The sequence below is a fragment of the Streptomyces ruber genome (assembly GCF_014648075.1).
In the GTDB taxonomy this organism is placed as follows: domain Bacteria; phylum Actinomycetota; class Actinomycetes; order Streptomycetales; family Streptomycetaceae; genus Streptomyces; species Streptomyces ruber.
The window spans coordinates 541893-557109 of record NZ_BMQK01000002.1 but is presented as its reverse complement, the minus strand read 5'-3'; the positions used below and the strand labels follow the sequence as shown (position 1 = coordinate 557109).

The 15217-nt window shown below is 73.8% G+C and carries 13 protein-coding genes and 1 pseudogene; 5 read left to right on the top strand and 9 right to left on the bottom strand.

Annotation, left to right across the window (positions count from 1 at the left end):
* Nucleotide 1: 1 nt before the first annotated feature.
* On the bottom strand, nucleotides 2–751 hold the full coding sequence (locus IEZ04_RS06935) for a hypothetical protein (RefSeq protein WP_189215790.1): 750 nt from the start codon (nucleotides 749–751) through the stop codon (nucleotides 2–4).
* Between the two features lie 311 nt (nucleotides 752–1062).
* Here IEZ04_RS06935 and IEZ04_RS06930 point away from each other — a divergent pair, with 311 nt between their 5' ends.
* Entirely contained in the window at nucleotides 1063–1665 is a 603-nt protein-coding gene (locus IEZ04_RS06930; protein ID WP_189215789.1) for a histidine phosphatase family protein, read from the top strand.
* Nucleotides 1666–1927: 262 nt separating this feature from the next.
* Complete coding sequence (locus IEZ04_RS06925) at nucleotides 1928–2572, top strand: hypothetical protein (RefSeq protein WP_189215788.1); 645 nt, start codon at nucleotides 1928–1930, stop codon at nucleotides 2570–2572.
* A gap of 66 nt (nucleotides 2573–2638) precedes the next feature.
* Here IEZ04_RS06925 and IEZ04_RS06920 read toward each other — a convergent pair whose 3' ends face one another.
* Nucleotides 2639–4396 carry a peroxidase family protein gene (locus IEZ04_RS06920; RefSeq protein WP_189215787.1) on the bottom strand — a complete coding sequence of 586 codons (1758 nt, stop codon included), beginning with the start codon at nucleotides 4394–4396 and terminating at the stop codon, nucleotides 2639–2641.
* A gap of 302 nt (nucleotides 4397–4698) precedes the next feature.
* Here IEZ04_RS06920 and IEZ04_RS06915 point away from each other — a divergent pair, with 302 nt between their 5' ends.
* Entirely contained in the window at nucleotides 4699–6948 is a 2250-nt protein-coding gene (locus IEZ04_RS06915; protein WP_189215786.1) for an alpha-N-acetylglucosaminidase, read from the top strand.
* A gap of 221 nt (nucleotides 6949–7169) precedes the next feature.
* Here IEZ04_RS06915 and IEZ04_RS06910 read toward each other — a convergent pair whose 3' ends face one another.
* The 7 genes from IEZ04_RS06910 to IEZ04_RS06880 form a co-directional block, all read right to left on the bottom strand.
* Nucleotides 7170–8603, bottom strand: a complete 1434-nt coding sequence (locus IEZ04_RS06910; protein WP_189215785.1) for a nucleobase:cation symporter-2 family protein — start codon at nucleotides 8601–8603, stop codon at nucleotides 7170–7172.
* 172 nt (nucleotides 8604–8775) lie between these two features.
* A complete protein-coding gene (locus IEZ04_RS06905; RefSeq protein ID WP_189215784.1) occupies nucleotides 8776–10155 on the bottom strand; it encodes an 8-oxoguanine deaminase in 1380 nt (459 codons plus the stop codon).
* Between the two features lie 32 nt (nucleotides 10156–10187).
* On the bottom strand, nucleotides 10188–11102 hold the full coding sequence (gene pucL, locus IEZ04_RS06900; protein WP_189215783.1) for a factor-independent urate hydroxylase: 915 nt from the start codon (nucleotides 11100–11102) through the stop codon (nucleotides 10188–10190).
* A 4-nt stretch (nucleotides 11103–11106) separates the two neighbouring features.
* The gene (gene uraH, locus IEZ04_RS06895; RefSeq protein ID WP_189215782.1) at nucleotides 11107–11478 is read right to left on the bottom strand and encodes a hydroxyisourate hydrolase; all 372 of its coding nucleotides are present in this window, start codon (nucleotides 11476–11478) and stop codon (nucleotides 11107–11109) included.
* The gene (uraD, locus tag IEZ04_RS06890) at nucleotides 11475–11996 is read right to left on the bottom strand and encodes a 2-oxo-4-hydroxy-4-carboxy-5-ureidoimidazoline decarboxylase (RefSeq protein ID WP_189215781.1); all 522 of its coding nucleotides are present in this window, start codon (nucleotides 11994–11996) and stop codon (nucleotides 11475–11477) included. The genes uraH and uraD overlap by 4 nt, the downstream gene beginning before the upstream one ends.
* A gap of 125 nt (nucleotides 11997–12121) precedes the next feature.
* On the bottom strand, nucleotides 12122–12433 hold the full coding sequence (locus tag IEZ04_RS06885; protein ID WP_189216038.1) for a helix-turn-helix domain-containing protein: 312 nt from the start codon (nucleotides 12431–12433) through the stop codon (nucleotides 12122–12124).
* A gap of 62 nt (nucleotides 12434–12495) precedes the next feature.
* Entirely contained in the window at nucleotides 12496–12747 is a 252-nt protein-coding gene (locus IEZ04_RS06880; RefSeq protein WP_189215780.1) for a YkoF family thiamine-binding protein, read from the bottom strand.
* A gap of 231 nt (nucleotides 12748–12978) precedes the next feature.
* Here IEZ04_RS06880 and IEZ04_RS06875 point away from each other — a divergent pair.
* Both IEZ04_RS06875 and IEZ04_RS06870 read left to right on the top strand, forming a co-directional pair.
* Nucleotides 12979–13541, top strand: a pseudogene (locus IEZ04_RS06875) (hypothetical protein).
* Nucleotides 13542–14122: 581 nt separating this feature from the next.
* A complete protein-coding gene (locus IEZ04_RS06870; protein ID WP_189215779.1) occupies nucleotides 14123–14938 on the top strand; it encodes a hypothetical protein in 816 nt (271 codons plus the stop codon).
* Nucleotides 14939–15217 lie beyond the last annotated feature (279 nt).

Below are 15217 nucleotides of genomic sequence, written 5' to 3'. Positions count from 1 at the left end.
GTCACCGCCCCCTGCCGGGCTGCTCGGGCCGCGCCGGGGAAGCGGGTCCCTCGCCGCCGTGCAGACCGGGTTGCGGCGTGTACGCGGGCGGGGACGGCTGCGGTTCGAACGACGACGGGGGCACCGGCGGGGCCTGTGTGCCGGACGCGGCCCCGGACGCCGGCCGGGGCGGCGGGACCTCGGTCCCCTCGTCCCGCCGGTCGCCCTGGTCCGCCTCGGCTTCCGTCGCCGGGGCCGGGCCGCCGCCCGCGGCGGTGACGCCGCGGCCCAGACGGGACGCGGCGAACCCGGCCAGCGCCGCACCGGCGAGGAACAGCCCCGGACGACGGCGGGCGAAGTCCCGGACGTCGTGCAGGAGTTCGCCGGGCTGCTGCCGGTCGAGCCGGTCGGCGAGCAGCTGCCCGCGCTCGGCCATCTGGTGCACCAGCGAGGCGGCGGGCGACGCGGGCTTGCCGGTCTCGCTCATGTACCGCAGGTCCTCTGCCAGGTCGCGGAGGTTGGCGGCCAGCCGCCGCACCTGCGTCCCGGTCTCCCCCGCGGCTTGCTCCCTGAACCGCTCGAACAGGTCCCTGCCGCGCTCGGTGGTCTCCCGGATCACCTGCTCCGCGCCCTCCCGGGCCGTGCCGGCGACCTCCTGTGTCTTGTCCCGGACGACTTCCGCGCCCTGCTCTGAGCCCTGTCGGGCGGTCCGGCCGGCCGCGGCCGCCTCGCCTTCCCGGCGGGGGCGCCCGGGTCCTTGGGTCCGGTCCATGGCTGTCCTCCTCTGCACACTGCGGTGAGGTCGGAAACGGCCGCCGGGTACCCGCACATATGATCGAAACACGGTGCGGTGCGCCGGTTCGTCGAGCGCCGGGACAATGACCGAAAGGCACCGTTCCGAGGACGGCCCGAGCGCACCGCGCCGGACGGTTCCGGCCTCGGCCCGGCGCACCCGCGCCCGTGTGGGACGACACCCCCGGACGGCACCCCGGGGACCGACGCGCCGGGAATGCGGACGGTCGGCAGTCCGTTGGCGATCATGGGTCGTGGAGCGACCGCGAAGTGAAAGGAAAGGTGCCGGTCATGGGTGACCTGCTTCTCGTGCGGCATGGCGAGACCGAGTGGTCCCGGTCCGGGCAGCACACCAGTTGGACGGACCTTCCGCTGACCGAGAAGGGGCGCGCGCAGGCGCGTGCGGTGGTGCCGCTCCTCGGGTCGGAGCGGGTCGCGGCCGTCTTCGTCAGCCCCATGAAGCGGGCCCGGGAGACGGCCGAGCTGGCCGGACTGGCCGAAACGCACGACCTGCGGATCGACGCCGATCTGAGCGAGTGGGACTACGGGGCGTACGAAGGGGTCACGACCGCCGACATCCAGCTCGACCGGCCCGAGTGGTTCCTGTTCACGGACGGTGTCGCCCCCGGGCCGGCCGAGCACCCCGGTGAGAGCCCCGAGCAGGTCGGGGCGCGGGCGGACCGCGTGCTGGGCAAGGTGCGCACGGTGCTGGAGAGCGGTGCGGGCGATGTGGTGCTGGTGGCCCACGGGCACTTCCTGCGGGTGCTCACCGCCCGGTGGCTGGGGCTGCCCGCGTCCGGGGGCGCGTTCTTCCGGCTCGGGACGGGGACCGTCAGCCGGCTCGGCACGGAGCACGAACGGCCCGTCATCGCCAGCTGGAACGTCACCGCATGACGAGCGAGCCCCGCCCCGCGCACGGGGTGGGGCTCGTCCTCGGAGCGCCGGGCAGGCCTTGCACCTGCATCTCCCCGCAGGAAGCGGGGCGTCTTTCCTTGGACCACCAACGCACGGCCGTTCACCGGGAGTTGTTCCGGCGGACCGCTCAAGATCCACTATAGCCCGTCGCCGGCCGGCGGTCGAGTCCGTACGGCTGTCGGACCCACCTCGTAACCTCGACGAGCGAGGACGGGCCGTACGACCGGGGAAGGAGCCAGCCGTGACACGACCGCCGACCGCCGCCCAGCTGCGCGTCATCGAGGCCGCCGACGCCGTGACCGGACGGCTGCGCGGTACGGAGGCGCAGCTCGCGGCACTGGTGAGACGGGGGCTCGCCTTCCGGCATCCCCGTCCGCCGCACGACCACTTCCTCACGCCCGCCGGGCACCGCGTACGGGAGGAGGGTGCGGCGCCGGCCGCGGCCCCCGAGCCCGACACGGCCGCGCCCGGCCACGGCGGCGTGTTCGCCGCTCGCGTCGGCGGGGAGGAGGCGGACGCCGCCGCGTCCGGTCCCGCACGCGCACGCGAGGTGCACAGCGCCTGGCAGGGGCTGCTGGAGCTGCGCAGGATGACCAGTCCGGACGGGTCCGTGGAGCGGCCGTGCAACTGGGAGCGCGCTCATCTCGTACGGGCCGCCGCCCTCGCCCTGGAGGCGGCCGGGCACCGGCCGGCGGCGGGCACCGACGGTGCCGGGTACCGGGTGCGGGCGACACCGCAGCCGGAGGCCGTCGCCGTGCGCGAGCCGGACGCCGCGGCGTTGCGGGCCTGCGCGGCCACGTTGGAGCGCGCGGGCTGGCAGGTCGGCGAGTACACCGAGCCGCGCAGCCGGGTGCGTTATCTGCTGGCCTCGCCCCGTCGGGTGTGACGTCGGGTGTGAAGGTGCGACGGGCCGGTGGTGGCGTACGGGGCGTACGCCACCACCGGCCGCCCGCTAGCCCAGCGGGTTCAGCAGCTCCGCGTCCTCCTCGAACGCGAACAGCAGCAGGTCCGTCATCGTGAACGAACCCAGGTGGTGGGACGGCAGGCTGGGGCGCCAGCCCGGGTGCTTGACGATCGAGACGCGGCTGCCCTCCATCGCGCGGTGGAACACCTCGGCGACGAGCGTGCCGCCGACGCCGGTGAGGCGGCCGGGGTGGCGCTCGTTCACCTCGGCCTCGCGCAGGACGTAGAACCACAGGGGTGTGTGGGTCACCAGCTGTTCCCGCTCGGTGGGCGTCAGGCCGTCCAGGACCGCGCCTCCGTCACCCTGGAGGATCTGGGCCTCCGTCAGGGGTTCGATGCCCATCTGGGCGGCCAGCTGCGGACCGGTGCTCAGTTCGACCATGGCCGCGCGGGTGAGGTTGCGGAAGGCCAGGTTGCGCTGGACCGGGGGCGGGGCCGGACGGCCCCGGCCGTCGAAGGTGCCGGTGGGCAGCGCGGCCAGCGGGTCGACGAGCAGGGTGTCGATGCGCTTGGTGATGTTGAACTCGCCCCGCGGTACGACCAGGTCGTCCCGGTCCGCCTCGCCGAAGTCGAAGAACCTGCGCCAGTCGGCGATCCAGTTGCTCGGCAGCCGCAGCCCCTCCCCCGCGTCCGGGTCGTCGAGGTCGCTCAGGTCGTCCGGGTCGTCCGGGTCCGGGGCCGGGTTCAGGTTGCCCGCCGTGCCGCTGAAGCGGAAGAGCGCGCCGAGGCCGGCGGCCGGGCCGGGGCCGCCGGCGCGGAAGACGCTGTTCCACTGGTAGGCCGTACGGATCATGCTGTGCCCGAACCGGTAGGCGGCCACCGAGAACTCGATGGGCATGGTGGGGAGGTCGCCGGGGCGGGTGCGTCCCGGCACCTCGAAGTGGCGGCGGCCCCGGGCGAAGACGCGCTGCACGATCTCCGGGTCGACGACGCGGGGCAGGAAGTCGGTGCGGAGCATCCACTGGTAGTGCTTGACCACGGTGTCGCGGGCGGCGTGGAAGAGCAGGGGTTCGGGCACGCCCCGTTCGGCCAGCCGGTCCGTCACGCGGTTGTGGAAGCGGATGAAGGCGAGATGCAGCTGGGCCACGGCCAGGTTCTCGTCGTTGCGCGCGTCCGGGATCAGCGCGGCGCGCTTGTCGGCCCGGGTGCCGCCCGCCGTCTCGCCGGCCCGGGGCAGGTCGAAGCCCTTCTGGTCGGTGTTCGCGGGCGGCAGTTCCGGTGGGAAGGGCACGCCCAGCGTCGTTCCCATGGCGAGGTGGCCGTCCGGCTCGTAGAAGCGGGCGCTGCCGGCGTGGTGCGGGCCGAGGCCGTAGAGCGAGTCGAGGTCGAGGGTGGGGCTGCGGCCCTGGAGCAGTTCCTCGACCGGGACCGGCTCACCGAGGCCCACCTGGGTGCGGTCGAGGGTCAGGTCGTGGTCGACGAACTGACCGAGGTAGGTGTAGCCCGCCGGCACGGCCGCTCCCGGTGTCCCCCCTGGTCCCGGCGCATCCGAGTCCGGGTCGTCGGCGCCCCCGCCGGCCGTGGTCATGGCCTCGGCGAGCTTGGCGCGCAGCGCCTCGTCGAGCTGGACCCCCTTCTCCCGGCCGAACCTGGAGAACCGGAACGCCAGTTGCTGCTCGGCGGCGGTCGGCACGCGCGCGACCGCCTGCCCCGCCCGGAACCGGCCGTTCTCGAACCGGCCCTTCCCGAACTCCAGGATCCGGCCCTCGTCGACGACGTAGTAGCTCTCACGATGGTGTCGCTGCACCGAGTGTCCCCCTTCTGTCCCGCGCCCCCGTGTCCCCCTACCGGCCACGCGCGGATCCCCGCATGGTGACAACACACCATGTACCGCCACAAGATTTCCATCACCCTCAACCTGGGTCACTCAGCGCACACCGGGACACTTCGTCCCGCACCACACCCCGACGGCGTGCACCGGCGCACGGCACGATCCCGTGGGCCGAGCGCGCCTGCTGCTCCCCGCGCACCCCTGTCCGGTGCGCGGGGAGCAGCCACCGGGTACTGCTTCCACGGCACTCCTTCACGCCCCGCGACCCCGGAGTCACCATGCCGCTCGCCCGCCGCTCCCTTCTGACCGCTTTCGCCGCCGGTTCCGCCGGAGCCGTCTCGACGGCCGTCGCCCGCTCCGCCCCGCCGGCCGGGGCGCAGCCCCCGGCCGGCGCGCCCGCCCGGCCCTCCCCCGCGGCCGCGGCGGCCCGGCGGCTGCTCCCGCGCCACTGGCGGCAGATCGACTTCCGCAGCACGGAGAGCGGGACGGACGGGGCAGCGGCCACGGAAGGCGCGCGCGACACGTTCCGGGTGTCCGGCCGCACCGGACGCGTCACCGTCTCCGGCGACACCCCGGCCACCCAGCTCGCCGGCCTCAACTGGTACCTGCGGCACATCGCCCGCGCCGACATCAACTGGTGCGGCGAGCAGACCGCCCTCCTCCCCCGCGAACTGCCGGGCATGGACGGCACCGTCACCCGCCGCGCGAACGTCCCCCACCGTTTCGCGCTCAACGACACCAACGACGGCTACACGGGCGCCTACCGCGACTGGCGGTACTGGGAGCGCGAGCTGGACGTGCTCGCGCTGCACGGTTACAACGAGATCCTCGTCTACGCGGGCGCGGACGCGCTCTACCACCGGCTGTTCCAGGAGTTCGGGTACGGGGAGGCGGAGCTGAGGAAGTGGGTCCCGGGTCCCGCGCACCAGCCGTGGTGGCTGCTGCAGAACCTGTCCGCCTTCCCGCACCCCCTCTCCCGGCAGCTCCTCGACGCGCGGGCCGCGCTGGGGCGCCGGATCGCGGACCGGGTGCGGGAGCTGGGGATGACGCCGGTGCTCCCCGGGTACTTCGGGACGGTCCCGCCCGGGTTCACCGAGCGCAACCCGGGGGCGCGTACGGTGCCGCAGGGCACCTGGATGGACTTCGCGCGCCCCGACTGGCTGGACCCGCGCACGGAGCACTTCGCACGGGTGGCCGCCGCCTTCTACCGGATCCAGGAGGAGATGTTCGGCGGGCCGTCGACCCTGTACAAGATGGACCTGCTGCACGAGGGCGGCAGCGCCGGCGACGTACCCGTCGGGGAGGCGGCGCGGGGCGTGGAACGGGCGCTGCAGGAGGCCAGGCCCGGGGCCGTGTGGGTGATCCTCGGGTGGCAGCGCAATCCGCCACGGGCGATCGTGGACGCCGTCGACAAGCGGCACATGCTGGTCGTCGACGGGCTGTCCGACCGCTTCCCGACCGTCGTCGACCGCGAGGCCGACTGGGGCGGCACGCCGTACGCGTTCGGCTCGATCTGGAACTTCGGCGGGCACACCGCGCTCGGGGCGAACACTCCCGACTGGGCGGAACTGTACGAGAAGTGGCGCACGAAGGACGGCAGCGCGCTGCGCGGCGTCGCGCTCATGCCGGAGGCCGCGGACAACAACCCCGCCGCCTTCGCCCTCTTCTCCGAACTCGCCTGGCGTGAGGGCGCCCTGGATCTCGAGGAGTGGTTCGGCGAGTGGGCGCACGCCCGGTACGGGGCACGTGATCCGCACGCCGGCGCCGCCTGGGACGTGCTGCGCCGCACGGCGTACGGCACGACGCGCGCCGACCGGTGGAGCGAGGCCGCGGACGGGCTGTTCGGGGCGCGGCCGTCGCTGACGGCCGACCGCGCGGCCCACTGGTCGCCGCGACGGCTCCGGTACGACTGGGCCGCGTTCGAGCCCGCGCTCACCGAACTGCTCCGGGTCGCGCCACGCCTGCGGGCGTCGTCCGCGTACCGCTGCGACCTCCTCGACGTCGCCCGCCAGGCCCTCTCCAACCGCAGCCGTGTCCTCCTCCCCCGGATCAAATCCGCGTACGAAGCCGGGGACACCGCCCGCTTCGACGCGCTCACCGGCACCTGGCTGGAACTGATGGACCTGCTGGAGCGGCTGCTGGCCACCGACTCCCGGCACCTGGCCGGGCGCTGGGTGGCGGACGCGCGGGCGTGGGGCGCGAGCGCCGAGGAACGCGACCGGCTCGCGTACGACAACCTCGTGCTGCTCACCGTGTGGGGCACGCGCGCGGGCGCGGACGCGGGGCTGCGGGACTACGCCAACCGGGAGTGGGCGGGGCTGGTCGGCGGACTGTACCGGCTGCGCTGGTCCACGTACTTCGACGGTCTGCGGACGGCGCTCCGGACGGGCGGGGCCGCCCCGAGGACCGACTGGTTCGCCCTGGAGGACCGCTGGACTCGCGCTCCGGGCACGCTCCCGACGGAGGTGACCGGCGACACGTACACGGTGGCCACGGAGGTACGGGACCGACTGGCCGCCACCCGGTGACGCGGCTGACCGGCACCCGGTGACGCGGCTGACCGCCACCCGGTCGGCGCGGCTGACCGCCACCCGGTCGGCGCGGCTGACCGCCACCCGGTCGGCGCGGCTGACCGCCACCCGGTCGGCGCGGCCCACCGCCACCCGGTCGGCGCGGCCCGCCACCGCCGCAGCGGGCCGTACCCACGCCACCACGCCCCCGCGCCATACGCCCGCCCCCGGGCGGCCGGTCACCGGGCCGTGGTCATCCCGTCGGCCGGGGACGCGGCATTCGGGGCCATCGGTGCCGTCACCTCGGCGTCGCCGGCGTGGCGTCCGCCGAGGTGGTTGAAGACGAAGTTGAGCAGGAGGGCCGCGGCGCAGCCCGTCGAGATGCCCGAGTCCAGGACGATCCGCGCGGTCTGCGGGAAGGCGTGGTAGAACTCCGGCGCCGTGACGGGGATGATGCCGACGGCCAGCGAGACGGCGACGATCAGCATGTTGTTGTCCTTCTCCAGGCCCGCCCCGGCCAGGGTCCGGATCCCGCTCGCCGCGACCGAGCCGAAGAGGACGACGCCCGCGCCGCCGAGCACCGGGCGCGGTACGACGGCGATGAGCGAGGCGGCCATGGGGCACAGGCCCATGAGGACCAAGAAACCGCCCCCCGTGGCGACGACGTAGCGGCTGCGGATACGCGTCATCGCGACCAGGCCGACGTTCTGGGCGAAAGCGCTGCACATGAAGCCGTTGAAGAGCGGACTGATCGCCGAGCCGAGGGTGTCGGCCCGCAGACCGGCCGCGATCGTCCGCTCGTCGACGGGCTTCTCCACGATCTCGCCGAGCGCCAGCATGTCCGCGGTCGACTCGGTCATCGACACGACCATGACCACGCACAGGGAGACGATCGCGGCGGCCTGGAACTGCGGGGCGCCGAAGTGGAACGGCGTCGGGAAGCCGATGACGTCCGCGTCCGCCACCGGACCGAAGTCGGTGACGCCGAACGGGATCGCGACGACCGTGCCGGCGACCAGTCCGAGGAGGACCGCGATCTGCTTGACGAAACCGCGGGTGAAGCGGCGCAGCAGCAGGACGATGAGGAGGGTCGCCCCCGCGAGGCCCAGGTTCGTCGCCGAGCCGTGGCCGGCCGCTGTCCGGTCGGGGCCCTGGGCCCAGTCGAAGGCCACCGGGAGGAGGGAGATGCCGATCAGGGTGATGACCGTGCCGGTGACGACGGGCGGGAAGAACCGGACCGCCTTGCCGAAGAAGGGGGCGGCGAGGAAGCCGAGGAGACCCGCGACGATCACCGCGCCGAAGATGACCGGCAGGGCGTCGCGCCTGTCCTCGGTGGAGGCGACGATCGCGGTCATGGGCGCGACGCCGGCGAAGGTGACACCGTTGACGAACGGCAGCCGGGCCCCGATGTTCCAGACCCCGATGGTCTGGAGGAGGGTCGCGAGACCGGCGGTGAACAGGCAGGCGCCGGTCAGGAAGGTGAGTTCGGCGGCGGTCAGGCCGATGGCGGCGCCGACGACGAGGGGCGGGGCGACGACTCCCGCGTACATGGCGGCCACGTGCTGGAGACCGGTGGTCGCCGTCTTCAGGGCGGGGAGTCTCCGGTCCACGGGGTGCTGCGCCCTGCTGTCGTCGTCGGGCTCGGCGGGCTGGTGCGGGGACGGGGCGGCCACGGCGGCTCCTCCGGTCGGGTGCGCGCCGGCGCGGCATGGCCGGCGCGGATGGCAAGGAGGTGGTGCGCGGTCGTGCGGGGACCGGGGGGAGGCCTGCGCGACGGTGCGAGGTCTCGGGTCGTGCGTGCGTACGGGAGCGGGTGGGGACACGTATACCGGAGCGGCGGGCCGGTCAGCCCCGTCCGGCGAGCTCGGCCAGGCGCCGCGCCTCCGTCCGGGTCGAGCGGGCGATCGCGTCCTCGTCCACGTGCAGCAGCCGGCCGTTCTCCACGATCTGCCGGCCGCCCACGAACGAGGCGGTGACGGGGGCGGCGGCGCCGAGGACCAGGGCGGCCACCGGATCGGCGATGGAGGCGTGGGCCAGGGTGTCCATCCGCCACAGCACCAGGTCGGCGAGTTTGCCGGGCTCCAGGGAGCCGATCTCCCGCGCCCGGCCGAGGACCTGGGCGCCGCCGTACGTGCCGAGCCGCAGCGCCTGGCGGGCGGTCAGCGCGGCCTCCCGGTGCGGGCCGAGACGGTTCACGAGGAGGGCGTTGCGCAGCTCGGTGTGGAGTTCGCCGGACTCGTTGGAGGCGGTGCCGTCGACACCGAGGCCGACCGGGACACCGGCCGCGAGCATGTCCGGGACGCGTGCGATGCCCGCGGCGAGGCGGGCGTTGGACGACGGGCAGTGGGCGACCCCCGTGCCCGTACGGGCGAACGCGGCGATGTCGGAGTCGTTCATGTGGACGCAGTGCGCCATCCACACGTCCTCGCCGAGCCAGCCGGTGGACTCGAAGTAGTCGGTCGGGCCCATGCCGAACAGCTCGTGGCAGAACCTCTCCTCCTCCACGGTCTCCGAGCCGTGGGTGTGCAGCCGCACACCCTTGCGGCGGGCGAGCTCGGCGCCCTGCTTGAGGAGATCGCTGGAGACGGAGACGGGCGAGCAGGGTGCGACGGCGACCTGGGTCATGGCGCCGAAGGAGTGGTCGTGGTGTTCGTCGACGGCCGCCTCGGTGGCGGCGAGTGCCCCGTCCAGGGTCTCGACGGCGAAGTCCGGCGGCAGTCCGCCGTCCTTCTCGCCGCGGTCCATCGAACCGCGGGCGAGGGTGAAGCGGACCCCGGTCTCCCGGGCGGCGCGGACGATCGCGCCGGACAGGTCGCCGGAGCCCTTCGGGTGGATGTAGTGGTGGTCCATGGCGGTGGTGACACCGCCGCGGGCCATCATCGCGAGGGAGCCCCGCGCGGCCGCCGACACCATCGGCTCGTCGATGCGCGCCCACACCGGGTAGAGGGTGACGAGCCAGTCGAAGAGGTTGTGGTCCGTGGCCAGCCCGCGGGTGAGCCACTGGTAGAAGTGGTGGTGGGTGTTGACCAGGCCGGGGGTGACCAGGTGGCCGGTGGCGTCGATGCGCCGGACGGCGTCCGCGGGGCCGGTGGGGGCCCGGCCCGCGCCCACCGCCTCGATGCGGTCGCCGGCGACGACGACGTACCCGCATCCGTACTCGGTGCCGTGCGCGTCGACCGTCGCGATCGCGCAGTTCTCGATGACGATGCGCTGGGTTGCTGCCATGGTCCGTCCTCTTCGGGGGTACGGGGACCGCGTCACAGGTTGGTGAGGTCCACCGGGATCCGCGCCTCGCAGCCGTCCCGCAGGACGGTGGCCTCGATCAGGCCGTACGGGCGGTCGGCGGCGAAGTACACGGCTCCCTCGGCGGTGTCGTTGTCGAGACCGAACGGCTCCAGGTCCACCAGGAAATGGTGCTGGTTGGGGAGCGAGAAGCGCACCTCGTCTATCTCGCTCCGGTGGTCGATGATGCGCGCGCCCATCTGGTACATGGTCTGCTGGAGCGAGAGGGAGTACGTCTCGGCGAACGCCTGCAGCAGGTGCCTCCTGGTCTCCTCGTACGACGTCTGCCAGTCGGGCGTCTCCGCCGCGTCGTCGGTCCAGTTGAAGCGCCAGCGGCCGGCGACCCGGGTGGCGAGGACACGGTCCCGCGTCTCCGGGAGCGTCGTGTACTCGTCCTTGATGTAACCGTGGAACTCGGAGTCCGTCGAGTTCAGTACGGTCAGGTCCTTCAGGCCCGAGACGACCTCCCACCGGTCCCCGTCATAGGTGACCTGGGCGAGCCGTGTCTCCCGGCCCTCGCGGACGAAGGAGTGCTTCTTCGCCGCCTGCGGGTCGGAGGTCTCGATGCGCTGCCAGGCGTACTCCTCGATCCTGACGCGGGCCCGGTGTATGGATGCCTGGGAGGTGACGAAGTGGCGGGCGAGGTGGATGCCGAACTGCTCGGCGGAGTCGATGCCGTGTTTCTTGGCGAAGGCGAACACGGTGTTCTTGGTGGTGTCCGTCGTCAGGACGTTGGCGTTCGAGCCGGAGTAGTGGACGTCGTCCATGTCGCCGCTCAGTGACACCGACACGTTGAGGTCCTTGATGTGGTGGACGGCGCCGTCCCGCGTGATCCTGACGACGCGGGTCCCGGCCTTGCCGTACTGGTTCTGTCCCAGGGTCGTGGGCATGGAGCTAGCTCCCTCGGTAAACGGAGTAGCCGTACGGGCTGAGCAGCAGCGGTACGTGGTGGTGCTCCCCGGGCGCGACCGTGAACGTGACGGTCACCTCGGGGAAGAACGCACCGCCGGCGAAGTGCTCCTCGACGTACGCGCCGACGCGGAAGTCGAGCCGTACGTGGGTGGTGCCCTGCGGCAGGGCCGGGAGGTCCTTGCACCGGCCGTCCGCGTCGGTCGTGGAGCCGCCGAGTGCCCGCCACTCCGCTTCACCGCCGGTACGGGACGCGAGGTGGACGGCGACGCCCCGCGCGGGGCGGCCGGTGCCGGTGTCGAGGACGTGGGTGGAGACGGAGGCGGGGGCAGGGGCGGGGGATCCGGTGCTGCTCATGCTGCTGTCGGGTCCTCCGTGACGAGTCGGGACAGGCGGATCCGGTTGATCGCCCCCAGTTCGGTACGGGTGATCTCCCGTTCCTGCTCGGGGGAGTTGGCGAGCCGTCGCCTGAGCGCGTCCCGCATCTGCTCGCCGGTGCGGCCGGTGGCACGGATCAGGAAGACGTGTCCGAACCGCTCCTGGTAGGCCAGGTTCAGTTCGAGCATCTCGGCCCCGAGCTCCGCCGGGGCGCCGGCCATGCCGCGCTGTTCCCGTGCCGAGGCGGCGTCACCCGGTTCCGGGCGGCCGATCGGCGGGTGCCCGGCCACCGCCTCCGCCAGGTCCGCCGCGGTCAGTCCGGCCATGGCGGCGTCACTGGCGGCGAGGAGGTCGTCGACGACGGTGTACGGGCGCCCCGCGAGCAGCCTGCGCCCCCACTCGGCCGAGGCACACACCTCGTGGAGTGCGGTGGCCGCCGCGCGCTCCTCCAGGGCGTTGAACCGGGCGAGGCCCGGCGTCGGGGAACGCGAAGTCACGGGCGCCTCCACAGCGTTCGCTTCCGGGATGCGATCGGGGTGCGATCGGGGTGCGGACAGCTAACGCCTTCGGCCGACAGCGCGTCAACACTCTGTTGAAAAATCGCTGTTACACGGTGTTACGGTCAGCCCTGCCGCTCCCGGTTGAGGTAGTTGTAGACGGTGAAGCGGCTGACACCGAGCGCGGTCGCCACGGTCTCCACGCCGTGCCGCACCGAGAAGGCGCCGCGTGCCTCCAGCACCCGTACGACCTCCTGCTTGGCCTTGCGGTCCAGTTCGGCGAGCGGCCTGCCCCGCTCGCGCTCCATGGCGGCGAGGATGTGGTCCAGCGACTCGGCGAGCTGCGGCAGGCGTACGGCCACGACGTCGGCGCCCTCCCAGGACAGCACGACGTCGTCGGGACCGGCCTGGCCGGGCGGGAGCATCTCGCCGCCCATGGCGTCGACCAGCGGCTTGACGGCGCTGACGAAGGGGTCGTCCGCGTCGCCGGGCGCCGGGGTCACCGCTTCCCCTCGCCGATCACGTTGAGCTGCAGCGACACCCGGGTCGCGCCCGCGTCCAGCGCCTTGCGCAGCACCGCGTCGACCGCGCCGAGCACCGCGTCCGCACCGCCCTCCACGGTGTTGCCGAACGGGCCCACGTCCACGGCGTCCAGTTCGGCGCTCTCGACGACCTCACGGGCGACCAGCGCGTGCCGGGGCGGCTCGTCGAGGTCGAAGGGCTCGGTCGTGAACTCCACTCTCAGCCGCACTGCGCCCCCAAGGCATCTATGGTTCCGCGCTTCCCGGGCACGTTCACCGTCACCGCTCCGGCACGACCCTAACGGACCGGTCCGCCGTGACCGGTGCGGGCCGTGACCCGGAGCACGCCGGCCGGGAGACCGCCTGGCGGCATCATGTCGTGCAGGCCCTGACCACCACGCACACGGCGAGGAGAAAAGGAGCTCCGAGCCGTATGGGATGCGCGGAGCAGCGCCACACCGTTGGGATGCGCGGAGCAGCGCCACACCGTCACCCCGTCGGTCCTCCTCGCGGGCCTCCCGCTCCTCGAACGCCCCGCGGCCGCCGCCGCGGCCGGGGTCACCGCGGTCGAGCCGTGGTGGCCCCGGGCCGACTCCCCCGCCCCCCCGAGCGGTCCCGGCTCGACGCCGTGCGCACGGCCGGGCAGGACGCGCCCGCACTGGAGAACCCGGCGCTCGCCGCCCGGGCCGCCGACCGGATCGGCGCCGTCCTGCTGGTCGAGACCCTGCACAGGACCGAGTCGCCGCGCTACCCGCTGGTGACCGCCGAGGCGGGTGTCGCCGTCGTCGACCGGGGCGACGAGGCGACCGGGCTGGGCGACGCGCGCTTCCTCATGGATCTCTGCCACCTGGCCGTGAACGGCGAGGACCTGCCGCGGGTCATCGACCGGTACACGGCGAACACCGGTCACGTGCGGATCGCCGACGACCCGGCCCGCGGCGCGCCGGGCACGGGCACGCTGCCACTGCGTACGGGCGCCGAGGCCTTCGACCGGCTGCCCCGGGAGGCACGCGCCGCCCGTTGAGCGCCGTACAGCGGCCCTCTCCTCGTACACAAGCGGGCGTACCCCGTCTACGGCATCCTCAAATTCAGCTCTGAGGACGCGCCCGGAGGCTTCAACCACCCCCGGGCGCGGGCATATTCGCGTCACACGGGGCCCGCCGGCACGGGGGCGGCGGGCCCCGTGTGACGGGGGCCTCCGGACGGCGGTGCGGCGAAGCGGCCCGTACGGGCCCGACCCGTACGGGGTCGCACCGCTGCGGGGTGAGGGCCCCGCGCCATGACACCCGGCCGACCGAGTCCGGCCCGCGCCCGCGGGCCGGGCGCCGACGCCGGTCGGCCGGGCACGGCAGGGACGCACGGGGGCGTCCGCGGGCGCGGGGCACCCCCTGGCTCACCTCCTGGTTCCGCACAGTGGCAGGGCGGCTCGCCTCCGGGTGACCGCCTCCGCCCTGCCTGCACCCGGGTCACAGGCGTCAGGGGCGGTGTCCACCGGCCGGCTGCGCGCCGGCATGGTCATCCGGCCGTTCGACTGTTGGAGCGGCCTTCCCTGGAGCACGATGGAAGGGCTGTCCCGGCGTTGCGCGGTGTGAAGTGGAGTGGGCAATGACCGAGAGCATCCCGGTGCGGTGTCCGGGCTGCCGGCGCGAGCATCGGTACACGGCACCGGCCTATCCCTGCGCGTGCGGGGCACCCGTCAGTCCGCCGCTGGACCCGCTCGGCGCCGCTACCGCCGTCACCCACCGCACCTGGGACGAGGACTGGATCGCCGTCCGCTGCCAGGCCTGCGACCGCGAGGACCAGTGGCCCCAGCCCGAGCTGGGCTGCCCCTGCGGCATCCTCGTCCGGGTGCCGGTCACGGTGGCCTCGCAGCCGCTGCGGGCGCGGGAGCGGTGCGACCCCGGGCCGTTCGACAGACCGGATCTCTTCGGCCCGCCGGCCGGCACGGATCCCGCCTCCGGCCCCACCGCCGGCCACCCGGACCCGTCCGCCGGGTGCCCCGGCACGGACGACCGGTCCGACCGGGCCACGGCCCTCCCCCGGCCGGCCTTCCACCCGGTCACCATCCGCACGGCGCGCGACGCGGTCACCGCCGCCGCCCTCTATCTGCGCTGGCTCGGCTACCGGGACATCCGCCGGGCGGCCCAGCGGCCGCCGTCCGGGATCGGGCTCGCCGCGCGGGGCGTCGTGGCCCAGGTGGACCCGACGGTGCGCCCCGCCTCGCCGCGCGACGTGGAGTGCCTGTGGCTGACGGCGATGACGGAGTCGGCGGGGTGCGTGTACTTCTCGCTCGCGGGATACGACCCGGAGGCCCGGGACCGCGCCGACCACCTCGGCATCGCCCTCTTCGTCCTGGACCTCACGGGAACGCCCCAGCCGGTGAACGGCCCGGCGAACGAACTGATCTCCAGCGGGGCCTGAGGGCGGGGGCCGGTTCCCGTACGTACGCGCGGAGAATTGCCGTCACGGTCACCGTGGCACGCGAAATCTCCGCCATGTGTCCGCCTCGTTGCCGGACGGTTTCCCGGCGCCGTGCGACGCGTGGCACGGGTCTCACCCCCGGCCGGAAGGGAGCGGAGCGGTTCCGCTTCTCGCGCGGGCGGCATATTCGTGTACGGCGCCCGTGAATTGTTCTCTGCCGGACCCGCCTTAGCCCGCCCGTTGTTTCTCTTCTCACCGGACCTTCCTTCCGGAATTCAA